Here is a 22,715-nt window from a genome sequence, read left to right as displayed (position 1 = left end):
CGTTGGGGCTGCCGCCGGCGCCGTTTATCGCGGCGGCAATCTCGGGCGGTATATTTGGCGACCACGCTTCGCCCATCAGTGACACCACCATAATCGCATCAATGGCGTCCGGCACCGAACATATTGACCATGTCGCGACACAACTGCCCTATGCCATGGTGGCTGGGGTGGCATCGGTTATTGCCTACGCCGCCACCGGTTGGTGGTTGATGGCGGTATAGCCGCGAGCAAATCGCAGTGACAAACTGCAGGGACAAAAAAGCCCAGTCGAGCTGGGCTTTTAACGTTGTCTTGCAGACAATACGGTTTTAGAAGTTAAAGTTCAGACCCAAAGAGGCGATAGAACCGTTATCTTCATGGGTGTAGCTAGCGCGAATATCTAAAGCATCCGTTAAGAAGAAGGCTAAGCTGGCAACGGCACCGGTGGTGTCGTAGTCATCGCCTACATCAATGTGCTTAGCACCCAATTGGCCTTCGATCGATGGCGTTAGCATCGAACGCACACCGGCGCTCAGGTAGTAACCATCTTCGCTGGCATCGCCGATTTCGACATCAGCGTAACCACCACTGACATACAGGCTATTGCGAGGAGAACCTAAATCCCACGCATAACCGATACCAGCCAGACGATAGCTTACGTCATAATCGACATCTGAATCTGTTTCATCCAACGTGATGTCGTCGTTCAAATCTGAATACGACGCTTCGACGAACAGATTATTTTCAAACTGAAAAGAGCCACGCACTTCATAACCGTCTGGTTCAAAGTTGTCAGCCACGTCGTCAATTTCAACCTGCATATAGTTAGCACCGATGTAATCGTAAGAAACGGTATCACGGGCGCTGGCTTGAGTGGCGAAACCGGCAGTGGTAACTAGGGCTAGAGCGATAGCGGACTTTTTCATTGTAACCTCCTGGTTTTCTATCATTGCCGTCATTGGCAAGCTAAAACATAGCAGAGCATCATAACTAATTGCATATGATGCACGATTTATTACCAAATCTTTACGCGGCTGGATCAACGCAAAGTGTAAAGTTTCTGCAAGTCGCGCCAACTCGCAGCCGGCCAGCCATTTGTTATGGCTTAGCTGGCGGCAACTGCTGACTGGCTGATGGTGGGGCTACACCGACTAAATCTTTTCAGCTACAATCGCTATCATGAGATCGAGGTTAAGTCAGTGACAGAGAGCGGCAGCATGCGGCAGACGCTGAACAGTTTACTGGTGGTTGTGATGCTGAGTTTACTGGCAGCTTGTACCCCACAAAGCGACGAGACGGCGTTAGATGCTGTGCGTGAGCGTGGCGTATTGCGTGTCGGCACATTGCTAACGCCAACCAGTTATTATCTTGATCATGAACGCGAAGACGGCTTTGAGTACCATTTAGCACAACGCTTTGCGGAACGCTTAGGCGTCGAACTGGAAATGGTGCCGCGTTACAACGTTTCCGATTTGTTTGAGCTACTGCGTTCGGGTGAAGTTGATATGCTTGCCGCTGGCTTAGACAAAACAGCCAATCGCAGCCAACGGTATCGCTTTGGCCCTCCTTATCAAACTATCGATCAGCGACTTATTTTTAAGCAAGGCTCACGACAACGGCCACGTACCTTAGATCAAGTCGACGGCGAAATTGTGGTCGTGGCTAATAGCAGTCACCATGAATTTTTGCGTAGCCTCGGTGACAGCTATCCTAACCTTAAGTGGCGAGCGACCAGCGATCACGATGCCAGCGAACTGCTGGATATGATCATGACTGAACAAATCGACTACACCATCGCCGACTCGAATACGCTCGACTTACGTCGTCGACATTATCCCGACTTAAGTGTCGCTTTTACTGTACGTGAGAACACGCCGGTATCATGGGCGCTACCGGGCGGTATTGACGACTCATTGTACAGTACGGTGGTGGAGTTTTTTGGTGAGCTACGTAGTAGCGGCCGTTTAGCTTATTTGATCGATCAGCACTTTGGTCATGTGAAACAGTTTAACTATGTCGATACCAGCTTGTTTATTCAGGCGGTGCAGCAGGATTTACCTAACTTCATTGATATGTTTCGCAGTCATGCGGGTAGTATTGACTGGCGGCTATTAGCGGCCATTGCCTATCAGGAGTCGTTGTGGGATCCGCGCGCGTTGTCACCAACCGGTGTGCGCGGCATGATGATGCTGACTATCCCGACGGCTGAGGCGATGGGGGTTGAGAGTCGTTTAAATGCCGAACAAAGCATTCAGGGCGGCGCCAAATATTTAGAGCGTATGGTGCGTCGTATTCCGGCTCGCATCCCTGAACCAGACCGAACGTGGTTTGCCTTAGCCGCCTATAATATTGGTTTTGGCCACTTAGAAGATGCCCGTCGGTTGACCGAAAAACAAGGTGGCAATCCTGACCGTTGGTTAGACGTTAAGCAACGCTTACCGCTGTTACGGCAAAAGAAATTCTATCGACATACGCGCTTTGGCTTTGCCCGCGGTGATGAACCGGTGCGATATGTCGGCAATATCCGACGCTACTATGATACCTTGGTGTGGCTCGATGAGCGCGGCCAAATACCAACTTTGCCGTTGACCATTAGTTTGCCGGCAACGCCGGCCGAGGGTAGTGGTGATATGGCAAATAACGGCAACAATAACCGATAGCGAGAACTTATATGCGCACAGTCGCACGCCGGTCGCGGCGTAATAACAACGACGAACGGCGACGTCAGTTGATTCGTCAGCGTCGCCGACACATTGCCGAACGTCGGCAAAAATGGTTTCGTATTTCGCGCAAGCAAGGCGGTCGTGCTCACTATGATTGGCGTGTACCAGAACCGGATGACTTTAGTGCATGAGCGAACAGCATGCGTTTTTCATGCGGCGTGCGTTGATGCTTGCCGAGCAGGCCGCCGCCGCTGACGAGGTACCGGTTGGCGCAGTGTTGGTGGTCGACGGCAAGATTATCGGTGAAGGCTATAATCAGGTTATTACGCGTAATGATGCATCGGCTCACGCCGAGGTGTTGGCGTTACGCGCTGGTGGTGTGCAGCAACAAAATTATCGATTAGTCAATTCCACCTTATACGTCACCCTGGAGCCCTGTGCCATGTGCGCCGGTTTAATCACCCATGCGCGAGTTCAAACCTTGGTATTTGGCGCACCCGATCCGCGTACCGGCGCCACCGGTTCAGCGATTCAAGTGATCAACCATGCCAGCATGAATCATCGTGTCGAGGTGGTTAGTGGGGTGTTGGCGCAGGAGTGTGGCGATATCCTCAGAGAATTTTTTCGAGAAAAGCGCAAAAAGGCAAAAAATCTTACCGAGTTTAAAAACTAGGCTACGGTGTTCGCCGTCGGTTTGTGTATAATAGCCGCGAAAAAATCACACAGCCGAAATCGGGAGTCTTCAGGTGAATACACTGCGCGGCGCACCAGCACTATCAGAATTCCGCACCCAAAAGTTACTTAATCGCTTGCAGCATGCGGGCATTCAGGTGGATAGCCTGTATGCTGAATACACGCATTTTGTGGCGCAAACCGGCACGTTAGCCGCCGCCGAGCAGGACGTACTGAAGCAACTGCTGACTTATGGCCCGGCCTTATCGCAACATCAGCCCGATGGTCATTTATTGCTAGTGACACCGCGCATCGGCACCATTTCACCTTGGTCATCAAAAGCGACCGATATCGCTCATAACTGTGGGTTAACCGCTATCAAGCGTATTGAACGCGGTATCGCATACTATTTACAGGGCGACTTGAGCGCTCAGCAACTACAGCAAGCGGCGACGTTGTTACATGACCGTATGACCGAGACGGTTTTTCGAGACACCGGACAAGCCGCGCAATTGTTCCGTGAAGCGCAGCCATTGCCACTAAAAAGTATCGATATTCTGGCCGCAGGCCGTGATGCGCTAGTCGATGCGAATATTAACTTGGGTCTGGCGTTAGCCGACGACGAAATCGATTATCTGCTGAGCAGCTTTAACAAGTTGCAACGTAATCCTAACGATATCGAATTGTATATGTTCGCGCAGGCCAACTCCGAGCATTGCCGCCATAAAATTTTTAACGCCGACTGGACTATCGACGGTGTCGAACAAGCCAAGTCGCTGTTCAAAATGATCAAAAACACCCATCAGGTAACGCCGGAACATGTGTTATCGGCATACTCAGACAATGCCGCGGTGATGACGGGCAGCGAAGCCGGGCGCTTTTTTGCTCGTATGGATAACGGCGGCGAATATCAGTATCAGCAAGAGCCGATTCATATCTTGATGAAGGTGGAAACTCACAACCACCCCACGGCGATATCGCCGTATCCGGGTGCGGCTACTGGCTCGGGGGGGGAAATTCGCGATGAAGGCGCCACCGGTCGGGGTTCTAAACCCAAAGCGGGCTTAGTCGGCTTTAGCGTGTCCAACTTGCGTATTCCCGATTTTGAACAGCCGTGGGAAGAAGACTTTGGTAAACCTGAGCGTATCGTTAGTGCGCTCGACATCATGCTGGAAGGTCCGTTAGGTGGCGCCGCGTTCAACAATGAGTTTGGCCGTCCGGCGTTGCTGGGTTACTTCCGGACCTACGAAGAATTGGTTAATAGCTTTAACGGCCGTGAAGTGCGTGGTTATCACAAGCCCATTATGATCGCTGGTGGCTTGGGTAACATCCGCGCCGATCACGTCGACAAGGGCGACATTCCGGTTGGCGCAAAGTTGGTGGTATTGGGTGGTCCGGCGATGAACATCGGTTTAGGTGGCGGTGCCGCTTCGTCGATGGCGTCGGGCGAATCAGCCGAAGACCTAGACTTTGCCTCGGTACAACGTGACAACCCCGAGATTGAACGCCGTTGCCAAGAAGTCATCGACCGCTGTTGGCAATTAGGCGACGCCAATCCCATCGTCTTTATTCATGATGTCGGCGCTGGCGGCTTATCCAACGCCATGCCGGAACTAGTTAACGATGGTGGCCGTGGTGGTCGTTTTGAATTGCGTGACGTGCCCAACGACGAACCGGGTATGTCGCCACTAGAAATTTGGTGTAACGAATCACAGGAACGGTATGTGATGGCGATTGCGGCCGATCGTATCGACGATTTCGCCGCGATTTGTGAGCGCGAACGTGCGCCTTTCGCGGTCATCGGCGAAGCCACTAGCGAGACCCATTTAACCCTGACCGATAGCCACTTTGGTAACAAACCTATCGATTTGCCGTTAGATGTCTTGTTAGGCAAGCCCCCCAAAATGCACCGTGACGTTCAGCGCCTGCAGTCTAGCGGCGATGATTTCACCGGGCAACGCATCGACATTGCCGAAGCTACCGAACGCTTATTGCGTTTGCCAGCGATTGCTGAGAAAACCTTTTTGATCACCATTGGTGACCGCAGCGTGACCGGTTTAGTGGCGCGTGATCAGATGGTCGGGCCGTGGCAGATCCCGGTCTCTAATGTGGCGGTCACCGCTGCCAGTTACGATACCTATTGTGGCGAAGCGATGGCGATGGGCGAGCGCGCACCGATTGCGTTGTTAGATCACGGTGCCTCTGCACGGATGGCGGTTGGTGAAGCTATCACTAACATTGCTTGTGCCGATATTGGTGATATTAAACGCATTAAATTGTCAGCGAACTGGATGGCCGCAGCCGGTCATGCCGGCGAAGACGCCGGTTTATATGACGCCGTATATGCGGTTGGCGAAGAGTTTTGCCCAACGTTGGGTCTCACCATTCCGGTGGGCAAAGACTCGATGTCGATGAAGACGCAGTGGCAAGAGGCAGGTGAAGATAAAGCCGTAACGGCGCCGTTGAGTTTAGTTATCAGCGCGTTCGCGGCGGTGCAGGATGTGCGCCAGACGGTCACGCCTCAATTACGCACCGATCAAGGCGAGAGTCGCTTGCTCTTGGTTGACTTAGGTGCTGGCCAGAACCGTTTAGGTGGCTCGTCGTTGGCACAGGTTTATCGTCATTTGGGGCAACAGCCAGCCGATGCCGATGCCAAACGACTAGCGGCTTTTTATGGTGCCACGCAGCAACTGGTGCGCGAGGCTAAACTATTAGCTTACCACGACCGTTCAGATGGCGGTTTGATGGTGACTCTGGCGGAAATGGCGTTCGCTGGTCATTGCGGTGTCGAGGTCGATATCGACGGCTTGGGCGAGCACGCGGTCGAGGTGTTATTCAATGAAGAGCTGGGCGCGCTGCTGCAGGTCCGCGCGGCTGACGTTGAGCATGTACTCGCGGCATATGCCGAGCAAGGCTTGCATGATTGTGTGCAGGTGATCGGTCAGGTTAACGCCGATAATCAGTTGCTGATCCGTCAAGGCGAACAGGTATTGATGCAGCAAAAACGCTCCTATCTGCGTACCGTGTGGGCTGAAACCACTTATCATATGCAGCGCTTGCGTGATAACCCGGCCTGTGCCGAGGAAGAGTTTAAAGCCAAACAGCAACATGACGATCCAGGCTTATCGGCGCAGGTCAGCTTTGACATTAATGACAATATCAGCGCGCCTTATATCCAGCAGGGAGTGCGTCCGCGCGTTGCGATTTTGCGCGAGCAGGGCGTTAACTCGCATGTTGAAATGGCAGCGGCATTTGACCGTGCGGGTTTTGCCGCGATTGACGTGCATATGAGCGATATTCTCAGTGGTCGTGTGACACTTGATGATATGCAGGGCTTAGCCGCTTGTGGTGGTTTCTCGTATGGTGACGTGCTGGGCGCTGGCGAGGGTTGGGCTAAATCCATCTTGTTTAACGCGCGCGCCCGTGAACAGTTTGAGGCGTTCTTTAACAACCCCAATACCTTCACTTTCGGTGTTTGTAACGGCTGTCAGATGTTGTCTAATTTGAAATCGCTGATACCGGGCGCCGATTTGTGGCCGCGCTTTGTCAACAATCGCAGCGAACGCTTTGAGGCGCGCTTTAGCTTGGTGGAAGTGGCGAATACGCCGTCGATCATGTTTGCCGGTATGCAGCAAACGCGCGTACCGATTGCCGTTTCGCACGGCGAGGGGCGTGCCGAGTTTAGCTCCGAACAGCACTTGCAACAGGTTGAGCAGGCTGGCATTGTGCCATTACGTTACGTCGATCATCATGGCCAGGTAACGCAGCAATATCCGCTCAACCCAAATGGTTCGCCTAACGGTATTACCGCGTTGACCAGCAGCGATGGTCGCGCCACTATCATGATGCCGCACCCCGAGCGGGTCTTCCGTACGGTAGCCAATAGTTGGCATCCTGACGACTGGCAAGAACATAGCCCGTGGTTCCGCTTGTTCCAGAACGCCCGTGTAGCCATCGGTTAACGACCACAGTCGCTATCGTTAAATACCAGCCGAGACGTGATTGATGACACGCCTCGGCTTTTTTATGCGTCACTCAGGCGGCGGTAAAGGGCAAATGTTACGTAAAGAATGCCAACGCCAAACAGACTGAACTAAACTGAGGTAAATAACCGTAATGGTTATATACCTAAATCGTTCAAAAGGAGTTGACGATGCGAGTCCGATTTTTATTCCTTGGTAGTGCTTTAACCTGGCTTATGGCGTGTTCAGCACCGGCACCACAAGCCCCCCAACAACAAGCGCAGACGCTACGTTTAGCGCCTTACTTACAAGTTTGCCAAGGCCTCAACCAGCGCTTATGCATGGTAGATGTCAGCCAACCTGAAGACCCACAATTGATGTATACACCCATCGCGGGTTTCGACTATGAATGGGGCTATTACTACACCCTGCAAGTCAACACGTTACGTCACGCCAATCCGCCTGCCGATGCTAGCAGCCTGAGTTATGAGTTAGTCGAAGTGGCGCAAAAAGTGCCTGCACAGGGTATTCAACGTTATCAGTTACGCGGCGTGGTACCCGAGCCGGGTGTTATCGAAGCCACGCGTGACGGTTACCAAGTGTTAGGGCAAGCGTTTCGCTGCTTAAAAAAGGCATTGTGTGAACGCATCGTGAACTTACCCAGCGGACAACCGGTCGATTTAGTGTTCGAATGGCAGGCCGATGCGCAGCAACCGTTGTTGTTGAAGGGCTATGAGGTGGCAAGGCGGTAGGTAAATGAAATGGCGATAGAAGCTCAAACTTCTATCGCCATTAGTTTTAAAGCTTGTTGCTGTTTACAAGCAATGATTGCTTACAAGCAAATTTCGTAAAACCGAATCAGAATACTATTTGAGCGCTCACTGCAAGTACCGTCATTCAAACAAGCTCTCACTGTATAACGCAGTGACTCGCTGCCATTGGTACTGTAATAGGTGTTACTTGTACTGTTTGAGAACGATAATAAGCCGGTACTTGTGCTGACACCCTCAATGCGATAATAGTCAGCGCCGCTCACAGGATCCCAGTTTAATTCACCGTAACCTCGGCAGTAGGCGCCTGAACCACTAATTTGTGGTGGATTAATGGCATTGGGCGATCCATACATACTGACTAGCGTAGTGATGTCTTTGCTGGTCATGACGTTGCCACCTAAGGTGTAGCTAGGTGAGCCAATACGTTGGATGGTCGGTTGTCCATTTTTAGAGAATGCATAATTGCCGTAATGCATGATCGAGCGATAGTCATAATTACCGATGTCGACACCGTCGCTGATATGTTGATTAAAATTATGCTCACGGCCTGCTTCGATGTTGTTATAGTTAACCGTTACGTGGCTGTTGCGATCAGCTCGGGATTGTTCGTGCCAAAAACCCAATGCATGCAAGAGTTCGTGTTGAGCGGTGCCTGAGTAGACACAGCCATTGCCTAACGATAGTTGTTGCATGCCGCCGCGGCGACCTACCGATGAGTAACATCCCGAGCCTTTAATGATGGATACGTAATTTGCCTGTGATGTACGATTAATAAAACGAACATTTGCTTTGCTTTCAATGACATCCATTGCTTGACGTATGGTATTTTGTTCACTTGACGAAAACACGCCAGAAATCACGTAAGGGACAAAGCCACTGGGCCAGCGATAACCACTACCATCAATAATAACGCCTTGAGGCTGAATACCATATTGTGATGCTTGTAGGTCTTCATCAATGACAATATCGCTTTCGAAAATAAGTTTATTATCTCTGACTTCACCGGTTAGCGTTTTATAAACGACTTCGCCAGTTTCCAATTGTCCTTGATAAAGCGCATCAGCAGTTTGCGCTGATTTTTCTGCATAAGTCATTGGTGCGTATGCGATGGCACTTAACAATAATATCTTACTTGCTTGTTTTAACATGATTTTCTCCGGCTATTCGCCCTTGGTTTTGAAGGTATATCCGAATATAAAAGTAGACAATAGCTGCCTTTTTACAAAAAAATAACGAAAATATATTATCAATGACTTTGCTGTGAATTAATAATTTAAGCCGGAACCACTTGCCAAATCTTTACTATTCGTTAACATTAACCACAGTCACATAACCTTTCGGTTGTGTTGATTGGCCAATCAAGACGGTTAGCGGCAAGAAGCCGTGTTTATCGTCTGAAAGTAATAAGTGAAACCGGTTCGCCGGATTCGAAAGAGGAATAATCAATGAAAAAATTAGTTAGCTTGTTCGCAGCAGCGATGCTGGCTAGTGCTCCAGCTTTAGCGCAGCAAAGCGGCTCTGCAGCTGGCGCTGGCGCAGGTATCGGCGGTGTGTCTGCTGGCGCTATTACCTTTGGTGTCATTGCAGCTGCGACCATCGTCGTCGCGAGTGATGATGTGGATGCTGGCGAAACGGTTGATCCACCTCAACCTCCAGGTACTGGTACTTCAACAACTACTAGTACTGGTATGTAATCTCACAAGATTACTTTACAGTGTTAATTTTAAAGCCATAAGTGGCAATGCCACTTATGGCTTTTTTACGTTCGCCTCGCTTTTCATTCCTCATGGCGCTTGCTATTATATGAGCAATCTCTTCGATCCCGCAGGACGCGGTATGACAGAGATTGGCCAATCTAAACACATAGAGGTGATGTATGAAAAAATTAACAGCTTTATTGGCTGCGGCGATGTTAGCATCTCCAGCAGCAATGGCTCAGCAGTCGGGTGATACTGCGGGTTCGGGCGCGGGTGTTGGTGGTGTATCCGCTGGCACTATTACGTTTGGTGTTGTTGCTGCGGTGGCAGCAGCCGACGATGATGATGGTGTGGATCCAATCGAAACCGGTACCAACACATCAACGTCTACCAGCACTAGCACCACAACATCGACGTCGATGTAAGTTAAGCCTCTTTTTTGAGCATGTTAAGCCCAGCTTTTGCTGGGCTTTTTTATAATTTAAAGCATGATGATTTGGCTTTCATAGCCGCAACACTTTTGCAAAATATCAACAATAAACTGCTGTGATCCGCGTACTGGCTTGTTATACTTAGCCGCTTGCTAGGCGTAAATAACGTGAAAAAAGCAACACCCATCTACTTCGGGTGTGAGGCATTAAATAACAGCGAGAAAAGCATGACGCTTAAAAACTTTTTTACGCGGGCGTTGATGGTTGCAACGGCCATTCTTCTAACCGCTTGTGGTAGCCGCATTGATAACTTAATGGAAACCGCTAAGTATGCCGTTGGCGGCGATGGTGATGTATCTCTCAGTCAGCAACAAATCAGCGATTATCCCTACGCCGCGATGTATGCCAATTTAGCCGATAAACCGCGGGCATTATTGGCCTTGGGTTACAACGATAATGGCCATTACTCGTGGTTGTCGGGCAGCGCCGAGGCTTTTGTTACTTACCAAGGCCGCATTGTCGCCACCGAAGGCTTACCCAGTAATATCTTATTTACCAGTCAAGTGCACGATGACCCTTTAGGTTGTTGGCAGCAACAGCGTGCAAATTGTGTTACGCAATGGTCTCGTTATATCGATCTGACCACGAGCTATAGCCGTCATCAACAAACCCTGACCGAGACTCAGCGTTTAACCGTCAATAGCAGCTTCGAGCAGCAGGCGGAAGAAGCCATAGAGCTGCCCGATGGGCAAACGATTAACGCCATTCACCTAGTCGAACATGGCATGGTCGCCGAAACCAAGCAGTCGTTTACTAATCATTTTTGGTTAGAGCCGGAAACTCGACGCGTGATCAAGAGTCAACAGTGGCTTGGCCATCAGTTGGGCTATTTGTCGCTACTCGAAGTTAAGCCGTACAGCGCTGATATACAATAAAAAGTAGATAGGAAAGTCGTCATGACGATGGTTACAAAGAATTCGTTTGCTGCAACGGTACTGACATTAACATTATTGGGTTCAACGTTGGCGTCCGCACGAGCGTTACCTCAGCAGCAAGATACTCATAATGAAACGACGCAACAGGTCACCGTTCACGTACTAGGCCCTGACCTAAATCAGCAACATAGTCGTCACTGGACATTTTCGGGACCGGTCAGATTAAGCCAAGTGTTTGACGTCGCGCAACCCGATGCAAGCACTTACTGGTTACAAACGCGTTTAACCGACCATGCATTACAACAACAAGTGTTACGCAAGCAGCGTCAGTTACAACAACGCGTAAAAAATCTGGCCGCTCACTACCATACTCATTATGACGACGAATTAGCCAAAGCGGCTCAGCAACTCGCTCAGCAAATTGCTGAATGGCCATTGGTGGCAACCTATATTTGGGGAACCAGCCGCAATGATGCCCGCACCGATATCATGCAGAACCCGTTGTTAACGGTAACCGAGACCAATAGTCGCGGTCAGTATTGGTTGATGCTGCAGTCGGCACCAGAGCATGCGGCGATAGTCGGCTTAGTCAGTCAGCCGCAATTTCAGTTAACGCTCGACACCCGTAAAACACTACGCGATACGGTCAAAGATGTTGAGTTATTGGCGGGAGCGAAAGAGGATACCGTGCAGGTGATCACGTTGGACGGCCAGCATCGTCAGTATCCAGTAGCTTATTATAATGCCAAAGCCGACAGCTTAGCCCCGGGCGCCGTCGTTTTTGTTGGGTTTGATGACAGTGAACTGCCTGACGAATACCAAACCATCAACCAAGAACTAATTGAACTTCTACGTTTTTGGAACCCCGAAATGAAGTCGCTATGGGGTCAACAATCATGAGCAATATTATGCAACGACGTCGTTTAGCTACAGCCATCGCCCTGTTCGCTTGTGGTTTTAGCGCAAGCAGTTACGCCGATTGGTGGGAACAGGGCACGCTTAATGGGCCGAGTCAGTCAGATATTGGCGGCGTGGGTTTGATGCAAATGCCCACCGGTCGTATGGCGCGTGAGGGTGAGTTTAGCTTCACTTATTATGATAACGAAGAATATCGTCGTTGGGCATTGAGCCTGCAGCTATTTCCGTGGTTAGAGACGACGATTCGTTATAATGATGTGAGGACTAAGTTATACAGTCAGGTCCCTGAATTTAGCGGCGATCAAACCTACAAAGATCGTGGGATTGATATAAAACTGCGTCTTCTTGAAGAGAGCCTATGGTTGCCTGAACTCAGTGTTGGTGTTCGCGATTTAGCGGGAACGGGATATTTTGCTGGTGAGTTTATTGCAGGCAGTAAGCGAATTGGTCCTTTTGATTTAACCTTAGGAATGGGGTGGGGGTATTTGGGTACTCGTGACAATTTGAGCAACCCCTTTTGTGAGGTTAGTGATAGTTTTTGCGATCGGCCGTCAGGTCTAACAGGTACTGGCGGTGATTTCGAGGTCGATAAATGGTTTAAGGGCGACTCAGCCATTTTTGGTGGTGTTGAATATCAAACGCCATGGCAGCCGCTACGTTTAAAAGTTGAATTTGACGGTAACGATTACAGCCGTGATCGAGCGGGCGTACCGATTAAACAAGATTCGCCCTGGAACTATGGTGCCGAATACGCGTTTAACGACAATTTAAAGCTTAAGCTTAGTTATGAACGTGGCAACACCTGGATGTTTGGTTTTACCTTTCGTCTGAATTTTGACGACGCGCAACAGTTGAAAGTCGATAAACCGCCCCGCCCCGCACAACCAACAAAAACGCAGTCGGTAGATGACTTACGTGGTGAGCAAGCCGGTCAAGCGTTAGCGAAAAATATGGCCGATGAAGCTGGTTTCAACGTTAATCGCTATGGTTTGAGTAACGACGGTAAAGTGTTAACGCTATACGGTGGACAGCGCAAATACCGCAACCAACAAGAAGCGTTAGAGCGTAGCGGTCGCGTGTTAGCCAGTGAAGTACCGGATAGTATCGAGACCTATGAGCTGATTGACCAGAGCTACGATATGGAACTGGGCGGCTATCGCTTTGATGCCGATACCTTTAAAACCGCCATCGCCAGAGCCGACTTAACCACTCAACCGGAGGATGCGATTGAACGTATTGAGGCACGGCAAACTGAGGCGGTTGGTGACTGGTTATATAATCCTATGTTTGAAGTGGGTATGCCGAATTACGCGTTAAAACCATTTTTAGAGCAATCGGTGGGTGGCCCCGAAGATTTCTTTATGTATCAAATCGGTTTAGAAAACGCGGTTAGCTGGAGTTTGGCGGATAACTTTAATATCTACGGCCGGGTTGGTGTTAACCTTACCAATAACTTCGATAAGTTTAATTACTTAGTTGAAGGTGGTGAGCCTGCTATACCACGGGTAAGAACCTATGTGCGTGAGTATGTCACCATGTCAGACGTTTGGTTAGATAACTTACAAGCGACTTGGGCGAACCAACTCAGCCCTAATTGGTATCAAAGTCTATATGGTGGTTATTTAGAGCGTATGTTTGGTGGTGTTGGCGGAGAGATTCTGTATCGTCCGTTAGACAGTAACTTGGCTATCGGTCTAAATGTCGCCTACGCGCGTCAACGTAGTTTCGAAAATCACTTTGGTTTCCGTGACTATGATGTGGTGACCGGCCACCTAACCGCTTATTGGAAAACGCAGTTCTTAGAGGATTCCTTGATTACGGTGTCGGCAGGGCGTTTTTTGGCAAAAGACCTAGGTGTGAATATCAACTTCCAACATGAATTTGATAGCGGCATTATTGCTGGTGCCTACGCTTCATTTACCGATGTATCATCTGAAGATTTCGGTGAAGGTAGCTTTACTAAGGGCTTCTACATTAGCATTCCGTTCGATATGTTCTCGATCAAGCCAAGTGTCGGTCGAGGAGCGATAGCTTGGTCGCCGCTAACGAGAGATGGTGGTCAAATGCTGGGTCGAGTGAATAGTTTGTATGGTATAACAAGTCGCCGCAGCAATGATTAATTATGCTGGGCGACTTCCTAAGGTTACTGGTTATATTCTGTTATTGAGGGTAATGGTTTGAAAAATACAATAAAACAACTCTTGACTGTGTTATTTCTAACTCTGTCAGTGTCAAGCTTGAGTTTTTCTCAGACTATGCCGACTCAGGAGCAAATAGAGCAGTTTAAAAAGCTACCCAAAGCTCAACAGGAGCAATTAGCTAGACAGTATGGAGTTGACCTCAGTTCACTGCAAAACCAGTCATCCAGCACTACAGAAAGCAACAAACAATCTAAGACCGTATTTCCACGTGGAACAACTTTTGATGAAGAAGGCAACCCCGCCCTTCCTGAAGATATAAAAGAACAGTTTGCGACGGATGAAGGAGATTTAAAGCCCTTTGGCTATCGTCTTTTCGCTGGAGAACCGAGTACTTTTGCTCCAACTTCGGATGCACCAGTCCCCTCTAACTATAAAATTGGTGTTGGGGATACAATTAATATTAGTCTGTATGGTAAGGAAGCTTTAGATTTACAGTTAACAGTGAGCAGTGAAGGGAATATTGTCATCCCTAACTTGAAGCCTATTCGTGTCGCTGGACTCAGTTACGAGGATATGCAGTCTTTAATTAAGGAGACTGTTAGGTCCCGTATGATTGGACAGCAAGCTGCTATCTCTATGGGAGAGTTGCGTTCTATCCAAATTTTTATCGTTGGGGAAGCTTATAAACCGGGTGCTTATACCGTTAGCTCAATGACAACGATTACTCAAGCACTATTTGTTAGCGGTGGTGTATCTGATATTGCGTCATTGAGAAATATTCAATTAAAGAGAAATGGGCGTACTATCGTTAATTTCGACTTATATGACTTTTTGTTAAAAGGGGATGCCAGTAACGATCGTATTTTACAGGCTGGAGATGTTGTTTTTATTCCTTCTCATGGAGCGATGGTAAAAGTTAGAGGTGAAGTTGTTCGTCCTGCAATTTATGAGTTAAGAGGTGAATCAACGGTAAAAGAGGTTGTTGATTTAGCTGGAGGATTATTGCCTAGCGCATACAAACAGGCGATACAAATCGAATATTTGGAGAATGGATCCCGGCATGCAGGAACGATTGATTTAACCAAAGACAACAGCAACGCTGTTCAAGGTGGAGATACAATCAATGTTCCTGCTATCTCCTCCGACGTTAGCCAAAGCATTATGCTTGTCGGTGCTGTTTCAAGACCCGGATTCTATCAATGGCGAGAAGGTATTAAGGTTAACAATATTATTTCGAATGTTAAAAGAGACCTTTTATCCTACGCTGATCTTGGATATGGATTGATTGTCCGAGAAATTGACCACGGTCGACGGTTAGCGCTCTACCAGTTTGACGTTGCTAATGCTATAGGCGGACGTGAAGACAGTAATTTAACACTAGAGAAGAATGACCAATTGGTTATTTTTAGTCGATATCAAGAGACTGCTCAAGAAAAGCTTCAACTTGATGATTGGCTTTTAACTCAGTCTGAAAAAAATAAGCGTGAACGTACTAAGCTTCTTGAACAGTACCGCCAAAATTACCTGCGTGAATTAGTGCCCGACTTTACGAGCGAAAAAGGCAAAGGAACATTTGCGGAATATTCACGTAAGCGTTTACTTGAACCACTATTGAGCCGACTGAGTCATCAATATAGTGAATCGGGTAGTCTACCTTTAGTTTATATAGAAGGCGAAGTTAGGTACCCGGGAACTTATCCTTTGACTGAAAATGCAACAGCTAGCTCGCTAATTGCTGCTGCTGGTGGTTTAAAAGAATCTGCCTATCTTGCGAGAGCGGAAATCACTCGTACAGTAATTGAGGATGGTGAGGCTAATACCAGTTATATTCCTTTCAGCCTTTTCGATGAGTTGATGAGCGATGATAGAAAGCAAACTCTTCGTGGTAGAGACAAGCTGAATATATTTAGTATCCCGCAGTGGCAGAATACGGTTGAAGTTATATTAGAAGGCGAAGTGCGTTTCCCAGGGAAGTATGCCATTCGTCGTGGTGAAACACTTGAAAACCTCATTGAACGCGCCGGTGGACTTACCGATTACGCATTTCCTCGAGGAGCGATTTTTACAAGAGAAAGTCTCAAAGAGCTTGAGCGTAAGCGACTACAGGTTTTAGCTCGTGATTTGCAGCGAGAAATTGCAACTAATAGCATTACCGATTCTTCTCAAGCTACGTTGCCATATGAGCAGACCCGACAGTTACTTAGTGACTTAACTAGCGTTGAGCCAGTCGGTCGTTTAGTGATTGATTTACCTGAAATTCTAAGTGGAACTCGAGATGCTGATTTGCAACTCAAAGATGGTGACCGATTAGTTGTACCTTCGTCAATCAATACAGTTAATATTATCGGTGAAGTTCAGATGGCAAGTTCTTATCGGTTTGATTCTACTCTGAATATAGCTGATTACATCAAAAAAGCCGGTGGCATTAAAGAGAAAGCAGATGAAGAGCGCATATACATTGTCAAAGCAAATGGCTCAGTGAGCCTTTATGAGCAAAAAGGTTGGTTCAGTTTTGATGGCAGCGATCAGTTAGAGCCTGGCGATACTATAGTCGTGCCGTTAGACACCCAATACATGAGTAATTTAACACTCTGGCGTGATGCGACTCAAATACTTTATCAGTTGGGTGTCGCTGTGGCAGCATTGGCGGCTATTTAATTAATAATTAATCAGTTAGAAAGTTTGAATAGAGAGTTTTTATTATTATGAATGTAGTAATTGCCGGTACAGGCTATGTGGGACTATCAAATGCTTTGTTATTAGCGCAGCGTTATACTGTTACCGCTGTGGATATAGATGAGAATAAGGTAGCCTTATTGAAGGCTCGTAAATCTCCTATTTTTGACCCGGATATTCAAAGTTTTCTGAACGATGGGAAATTAAATTTCACCGCAACAACGAATGGTGAATCTGCTTATCGTGAAGCTGATATCGTAATCATAGCTACTCCGACGGATTATGATATTGAGTCTAATTATTTTGATACCTCGACGGTTGAGAGAGTTATTTCTGATGTTGTAACTATTAATTCAGAAGCTCTGATTATCATAAAATCTACAATTCCCGTCGGATATACGTTACAACTGAGAGAAAAGTTTAGGACCGAGAATATCCTATTTTCCCCAGAGTTTTTACGAGAAGGCAAGGCCTTGCATGATAATTTGTATCCATCAAGGATTATTGTAGGAGAGCGATCAAAACGGGCGCAAATATTCGCCGATATGCTAAGAGACAGCTCAAATAATCCTGAAGCACCGATTTTACTCACAGACTCAACGGAAGCCGAAGCGATAAAGTTATTTGCAAATACCTATTTAGCGATGCGTGTTGCTTTCTTTAATGAGTTAGATACATATGCAGAAACACATGGCTTGAATACTCGACAGATCATTGATGGTGTCTGCCTAGAACCACGGATAGGTAGTCATTATAATAATCCGAGTTTTGGTTATGGTGGATACTGTTTACCTAAAGACACAAAACAGCTACTAGCAAACTATGATGAAGTGCCACAAAGTTTGATAAGAGCTATTGTGGATGCCAACCGTACGCGTAAAGATTTTATTGCTGATTCAATTATTGCTAAAAAACCTAAAGTTGTGGGTATCTATAGGTTAGTCATGAAGTCGGGTTCGGATAACTTTCGGGCGTCTGCAGTACAGGGTGTAATGAAACGTATTAAAGCAAAAGGTATCGAAGTTATCGTCTACGAGCCGGTGCTTAAAGAGAGCCATTTCTTTAATTCTCGAGTATTGACCGATTTTGAAGCATTCAAGCAAGAGGCGGATGTGATCATATCGAATCGAATGACTACTGAGCTACAGGACGTCGCTGAAAAGGTCTATACTCGCGACTTATTTGGTAGTGACTAGTTGGCTTTACGTGCCGTTAACTAGCTAATGCTTTACAGCGCAGATAGGTGCTTTTAGATTAGTTGTAAATAGTAGTTGCAGTATATTAAGAAATTTAAATGAAAAGGAACGACGCGTGATTGTTAGCACGGAGCACCTGGCGCTAGACGCCACTTATCAAGACATTTCAGCCGATACTATCGCGCAGAAGGCGGAGCAGTGGTTACCGGAAGACTTTGCTGAGCTTTGTCAGCAACTGGTTAAGGGCAAGTTTCGTAATGCGACCGAAAATCGCGCGGTGTCGCACTGCCTTTCGCGTTCGTTGAACTCGGTCGTTGCAGCCGGCAATGGGAATAACCGCTTTTCAGAAATTGTTCGTGAGCTGCGCTCAGGGCGCTGGTTAGGCGCCACCGGCAAACCGATTACCGATGTGGTGAATATTGGTGTTGGTGGTTCCGACTTAGGGCCGATGATGGCCTCTTTCGCGTTACGTGAATTTGCCGATGACGCTAGCCGTCATCACCTCAATGTCCACTTTGTCTCATCGATGGATGGTGGTCAACTTTACGCGGTGTTGCCGATTATCGATCCCGAAACCACCTTATTTATTATTGCCTCTAAATCGTTTACTACCGTCGATACCATGGCCAATGTCGAGACGGTTCGACGTTGGGTTGAGCCGTCGCTATCGGACGAGCAGTGGCTTTCGCGGCATGTCATAGGGGTTTCTGCCAGCGCGCAAAAAATGACCGATTACGGCATTCCGCCTAAACAACAGCTGACCTTTGCCGATTCCGTGGGGGGGCGTTTTTCGGTTTGGTCGGCCATTGGTTTGCCGATTGCGCTGACGACCGGTGTGCGTGTATTTGAACGCATGCTGGCCGGGGCTAAATCGGTTGATGAACATTTTGTGAATGCACCCTTGGTAGAAAATATTCCTGTATTAATGGCACTTTACGGCGTATATAATCGGCAAGAACGTGGTATCAATAATCTAGCTATCTTGCCGTACGATGGTCGTTTTCGTTATTTGCCGAACTACCTGCAACAGCTAGATATGGAGAGCAACGGCAAGCTCGCTAATTATCGTAACGAACTCGTCGATTATCCAACCGGCCCCATCGTTTGGGGGGGCTTTGGCCCTAACGGCCAGCATGCATTCTTTCAGCATTTGCACCAAGGCTATGACAGTTTTACGGCCGATTTCTTGGTCGTACTCTCGCGTGACGCCAAGCAGTTTGGTATTAGTGTGCAAGAAGGCCTAGCTAAGCAACAGCGATTATCGGTAGCGAACTGTTTAGCCCACCGCAGCTTGATGTATTATGGCCACGATAATGCCGATAAATCGCCGCGTGACCACTATAATGGTGGACATCCAAGTAATTTATTAGTGATCGACGAATTAACGCCAGAAAGCTTTGGCGCTGTGGTTGCCACCTATGAACACAAAGTGTTTACCCAAGGGGTAATTTGGGAAATCAACTCATTCGATCAACCGGGAGTTGAGCGTGGCAAACAATTAGCGATGGATATGTTAGACGTGCTAGATAACGGCTCAGCACAGACTTTCGATGCGTCGACCAACAACATCATTAATCGATTAAAAGAGTTATAACATGGCAACAGCTTTAGTGACCGGTGGTGCCGGTTATATCGGTTCGCACGCCGTACTGGTGTTATTAGAACGCGGCTGGGACGTGGTGGTGGTGGATAACTATTCGAACTCGTGCGAAGAACCATTGCGCCGCATTGAGGCGATGACCGCTAAGTCGATAAAACGTTACCAAGCCGATATTCGTGATCAGAGCGCCTTAGCACAAATATTTGCGGCACATTCCATCGACGTGGTGTTTCATTTTGCCGGTTGGAAAGCCGTCGGTGAATCTACCGAAAAGCCGCTAGACTACTATCAAAATAATGTCGGTGGTACTCTCGCATTGTTAGATGTTATGCGTAAACATGATGTCTTTAAGTTAATCTTTAGTTCCTCCGCCACTGTTTATGGCGACCCCGATAGTGTACCCATTAATGAGCAGGCGCCAACACGCACCACTAACCCTTATGGTGCTTCTAAGCTTGCAGTGGAAAATATACTGACCGATATCGCCAGTTGGGATACTCGTTGGTCTTTTGCTATCCTGCGCTATTTCAACCCCGTTGGTGCGCATGAGAGCGGTATGATTGGCGAAGATCCAAATGGAATTCCCAACAATTTACTGCCTTATATCGCGCAAGTCGCGGTAGGAAAGTTGCCACAACTACAAGTCTTCGGTGACGACTACGATACCCCTGACGGTACTGGTGTCCGTGACTATATTCATGTGATGGATTTGGTGGAAGGGCATGTTGATGCTTTGCAAGTGATCAGCCAGCGACCTGGTATGATGACGGTTAACCTAGGCACTGGACAGGGATATTCTGTGTTAGAGATGGTTAAGGCATTTGAGCAAGTGTCTGGCAAGCCTGTCCCTTATCGGGTTGGACCGCGTCGAGCTGGAGATATCGCTACTTGTTACGCGGATCCCCGTTTGGCTAAAACCATACTAGGTTGGAGCGCAGAGCGAGATTTATCAGCAATGATCCGTGATACATGGCGTTGGCAACAAAAAAATCCTAGTGGCTATTTAGGTAATTAAGAAGGGTGAGAATCTTGGTGACAGGTGGAGCAGGTTTTATTGGCTCCTATTTTATCCATTACGCGTTAGCCCGTGGTGAAACGATTATTAATGTAGATAAATTAAGCTACGCTAGTAACCGTAAAAATTTATTGGATATCGAGAATAGTCCCCGTTATTTCTTTGAACAGGCGGATATTCTAAACCGAGAAAAAATAGCTTATATTCTTGGTCGTTATAAGCCAAGCGCTGTTTTACATTTTGCTGCTGAAACTCATGTAGATCACTCAATCGATAGACCTGATGATTTTATATCGAATAATATTCTCGGTACTTATACACTGTTAAGCGCTGTTCTTGAATATTGGCGTCAACTTCCCCCTCTTGAAGCTAAACTCTTTCGTTTTCATCAAATTAGCACTGATGAAGTATATGGCGAGTTGGTTGATAATGCGCCTTTAAATATGGAAGGAGCCGCATATTGCCCCAGTTCACCTTACTCTGCTAGTAAGGCTGCAGCGGATCATTTAGTTAGAGCATGGTTCAAGACGTATGGGTTACCAGTCATTACAAGCTATAGCTCTAATAATTACGGTCCCAAACAGTACCCTGATAAGTTGATACCTTTAATTATAAAAAATGCGCTCGCAAGTAAACCCTTACCTATCTATGGGAGAGGAGAACAGCTTCGAGACTGGTTATTCGTAGAGGACCATGTTGCCGCAATATATCTAGTTTTAACTCAAGGAGTTGTTGGAGAAGGCTATCATATCAGCGCTAATAATTCTCAGAGAAACATCGATGTCGTTATTAAGATATGCGAAATATTAGATGATATTCATCCTAACCCGAGTTTTAATTATAAAAAACTGATTAACTTCGTTGACGATAGACTCGGTCATGATCGGCGGTATGGCATTGATTCAGAGAAATTAATTAAGGAGCTGGGATGGAAGCCAATGGTAAGTTTTGATATTGGCTTAAGACAAACAATTAGTTGGTATATATCTCATAAGGATAGATATCCGTAAGCTGATATAAGAACTGTTTACTAAATATCTACCCAAGTGTTTTTTATTAAATTACTGGCCTTTAGCGAATAAAACTGTTTTAATTGTCAATAATATTATTTTTATATCCATCATGAAACTTTGATGTTTTATATAGTAAATATCATATTTATGCTTCCATAATGCATCCTCAATAGATGCTCCATAAGGATACTTCACTTGAGCTAAGCCGGTTATACCTGGTCGAACCGCATGGCGAAAACGATAGTAAGGAATCGATTTTTCAAGTTTAGTGATAAATATTTCTCGCTCTGGGCGCGGCCCAATTAGCGACATTTCACCTTTCAATACGTTAATAAGCTGGGGTAATTCATCTATTCTAGTCTTTCGAATAAATCGTCCTACCTTGGTAATGCGAGAGTCATTCTTTTGAGCCCATTTTGCGCCATCTTTCTCGGCATCACTTCTCATTGAGCGGAATTTGATTACTTCGAACTCGTTATTATACAAGCCAACCCGTTTTTGTTTGTAAAAAACAGAACCCTTCGATTCAATTTTTATCAATAGAGCTGTTATGAGAAAAATAGGGAGAGTAACGGTTAAACCAAATAGAGAAGCAATAAAGTCTAGAATTCTTTTAGACGCTTTATTAGCATTATTACTTAAAATTGAAAATGCTTTTTGTTGAAGAAAATAGTTGGCATCAAGTAGATTAGTTTCGATATACCCAACCCTACGTTCTAGGTAGCTGACTAATGGCTCAACCCAGGCACCCATTTCGGTAGCGCTAATCAAAAACTCTTGTTGTTCCTCGACCATTTCGTAACTTCTGAAATGACAAACAACTTTTGGTACACCAGCCTGCAAGTCAAATTCATTTAATACAAACTTTATCTTGTAGCGTTTGAGAGCTTTAGTTAGAAACTCTTCACAAGCTTCTGGGCAATAGACGTGTACCTGAGAGGCTTTTCTGAATCCAAGCATGAATACAATCTTCTTACATCGATGTCTAAATATAGGGGATTTGTTATGATACCTAACAAAAGAGCTATTTTATAGTAAATATTT

19 protein-coding genes are annotated in these 22,715 nt (G+C 47.0%); 16 read left to right on the top strand and 3 right to left on the bottom strand.

The window, feature by feature from the left end:
- Window positions 1-221 (top strand): Na+/H+ antiporter NhaC family protein (locus A10D4_RS10125; protein WP_083849651.1); only part of this gene is annotated, 221 nt, incomplete at its 5' end.
- A gap of 87 nt (window positions 222-308) precedes the next feature.
- Here A10D4_RS10125 and A10D4_RS10120 read toward each other — a convergent pair.
- A complete protein-coding gene (locus A10D4_RS10120) occupies window positions 309-905 on the bottom strand; it encodes an outer membrane beta-barrel protein (protein ID WP_008489355.1) in 597 nt (198 codons plus the stop codon).
- Window positions 906-1,196: 291 nt separating this feature from the next.
- On the opposite strand from A10D4_RS10120, the gene mltF reads away from it, so the two are divergent.
- The 5 genes from mltF (at window position 1,197) to A10D4_RS10095 (ending at window position 8,028) form a co-directional block, all read left to right on the top strand.
- Window positions 1,197-2,639 (top strand): membrane-bound lytic murein transglycosylase MltF, encoded by a 1,443-nt coding sequence (gene mltF, locus A10D4_RS10115; protein ID WP_008489354.1) that lies wholly within the window; start codon window positions 1,197-1,199, stop codon window positions 2,637-2,639.
- 11 nt (window positions 2,640-2,650) lie between these two features.
- The gene (locus tag A10D4_RS10110; RefSeq protein ID WP_008489353.1) at window positions 2,651-2,833 is read left to right on the top strand and encodes a hypothetical protein; all 183 of its coding nucleotides are present in this window, start codon (window positions 2,651-2,653) and stop codon (window positions 2,831-2,833) included.
- Entirely contained in the window at window positions 2,830-3,315 is a 486-nt protein-coding gene (gene tadA / locus A10D4_RS10105; RefSeq protein WP_008489351.1) for a tRNA adenosine(34) deaminase TadA, read from the top strand. The genes A10D4_RS10110 and tadA overlap by 4 nt, the downstream gene beginning before the upstream one ends.
- A 73-nt stretch (window positions 3,316-3,388) precedes the next feature.
- Window positions 3,389-7,276: a phosphoribosylformylglycinamidine synthase gene (gene purL, locus A10D4_RS10100; protein WP_008489350.1), complete on the top strand. Its 3,888-nt coding sequence runs from the start codon at window positions 3,389-3,391 to the stop codon at window positions 7,274-7,276.
- Window positions 7,277-7,467: 191 nt separating this feature from the next.
- Entirely contained in the window at window positions 7,468-8,028 is a 561-nt protein-coding gene (locus A10D4_RS10095; protein WP_008489349.1) for a DUF4377 domain-containing protein, read from the top strand.
- An 80-nt stretch (window positions 8,029-8,108) separates the two neighbouring features.
- Here the strand turns inward: A10D4_RS10095 and A10D4_RS13695 are convergent, their stop codons facing one another.
- Entirely contained in the window at window positions 8,109-9,197 is a 1,089-nt protein-coding gene (locus tag A10D4_RS13695; protein ID WP_008489348.1) for a M12 family metallopeptidase, read from the bottom strand.
- A gap of 297 nt (window positions 9,198-9,494) precedes the next feature.
- On the opposite strand from A10D4_RS13695, the gene A10D4_RS10085 reads away from it, so the two are divergent.
- From A10D4_RS10085 to rfbB, 10 genes are all read left to right on the top strand, one after another.
- Window positions 9,495-9,743, top strand: a complete 249-nt coding sequence (locus A10D4_RS10085) for a hypothetical protein (protein WP_008489347.1) — start codon at window positions 9,495-9,497, stop codon at window positions 9,741-9,743.
- A gap of 182 nt (window positions 9,744-9,925) precedes the next feature.
- Window positions 9,926-10,171: a hypothetical protein gene (locus A10D4_RS10080; protein ID WP_008489346.1), complete on the top strand. Its 246-nt coding sequence runs from the start codon at window positions 9,926-9,928 to the stop codon at window positions 10,169-10,171.
- Window positions 10,172-10,344: 173 nt separating this feature from the next.
- The gene (locus tag A10D4_RS10075; RefSeq protein ID WP_156812133.1) at window positions 10,345-11,112 is read left to right on the top strand and encodes a YjbF family lipoprotein; all 768 of its coding nucleotides are present in this window, start codon (window positions 10,345-10,347) and stop codon (window positions 11,110-11,112) included.
- Between the two features lie 21 nt (window positions 11,113-11,133).
- Window positions 11,134-12,012, top strand: a complete 879-nt coding sequence (locus A10D4_RS10070; RefSeq protein ID WP_008489343.1) for a capsule biosynthesis GfcC family protein — start codon at window positions 11,134-11,136, stop codon at window positions 12,010-12,012.
- Window positions 12,009-14,150 carry a YjbH domain-containing protein gene (locus A10D4_RS10065; RefSeq protein WP_008489342.1) on the top strand — a complete coding sequence of 714 codons (2,142 nt, stop codon included), beginning with the start codon at window positions 12,009-12,011 and terminating at the stop codon, window positions 14,148-14,150. Before A10D4_RS10070 ends, A10D4_RS10065 begins: the two co-directional genes overlap by 4 nt.
- A 57-nt stretch (window positions 14,151-14,207) precedes the next feature.
- Window positions 14,208-16,829 (top strand): SLBB domain-containing protein, encoded by a 2,622-nt coding sequence (locus tag A10D4_RS10060; protein WP_040502846.1) that lies wholly within the window; start codon window positions 14,208-14,210, stop codon window positions 16,827-16,829.
- A 47-nt stretch (window positions 16,830-16,876) separates the two neighbouring features.
- Window positions 16,877-18,043 carry a nucleotide sugar dehydrogenase gene (locus A10D4_RS10055; RefSeq protein WP_008489340.1) on the top strand — a complete coding sequence of 389 codons (1,167 nt, stop codon included), beginning with the start codon at window positions 16,877-16,879 and terminating at the stop codon, window positions 18,041-18,043.
- 82 nt (window positions 18,044-18,125) lie between these two features.
- Window positions 18,126-19,637 (top strand): glucose-6-phosphate isomerase, encoded by a 1,512-nt coding sequence (gene pgi / locus A10D4_RS10050; RefSeq protein WP_083849650.1) that lies wholly within the window; start codon window positions 18,126-18,128, stop codon window positions 19,635-19,637.
- 1 nt (window position 19,638) lies between these two features.
- Window positions 19,639-20,658 carry a UDP-glucose 4-epimerase GalE gene (gene galE, locus A10D4_RS10045; protein ID WP_008489338.1) on the top strand — a complete coding sequence of 340 codons (1,020 nt, stop codon included), beginning with the start codon at window positions 19,639-19,641 and terminating at the stop codon, window positions 20,656-20,658.
- A gap of 17 nt (window positions 20,659-20,675) precedes the next feature.
- Window positions 20,676-21,668 carry a dTDP-glucose 4,6-dehydratase gene (gene rfbB / locus A10D4_RS10040; RefSeq protein ID WP_008489337.1) on the top strand — a complete coding sequence of 331 codons (993 nt, stop codon included), beginning with the start codon at window positions 20,676-20,678 and terminating at the stop codon, window positions 21,666-21,668.
- Between the two features lie 51 nt (window positions 21,669-21,719).
- On the opposite strand, the gene A10D4_RS10035 is transcribed toward rfbB, so the two are convergent.
- Entirely contained in the window at window positions 21,720-22,631 is a 912-nt protein-coding gene (locus tag A10D4_RS10035) for a sugar transferase (RefSeq protein WP_008489336.1), read from the bottom strand.
- Window positions 22,632-22,715 lie beyond the last annotated feature (84 nt).

It is taken from the genome of Idiomarina xiamenensis 10-D-4 (assembly GCF_000299895.1).
Taxonomy (GTDB): Bacteria; Pseudomonadota; Gammaproteobacteria; order Enterobacterales; family Alteromonadaceae; genus Idiomarina; species Idiomarina xiamenensis.
The sequence above is the reverse complement of the archived record's forward strand: the minus strand, read 5'-3'. Positions and strand labels throughout refer to the sequence as shown.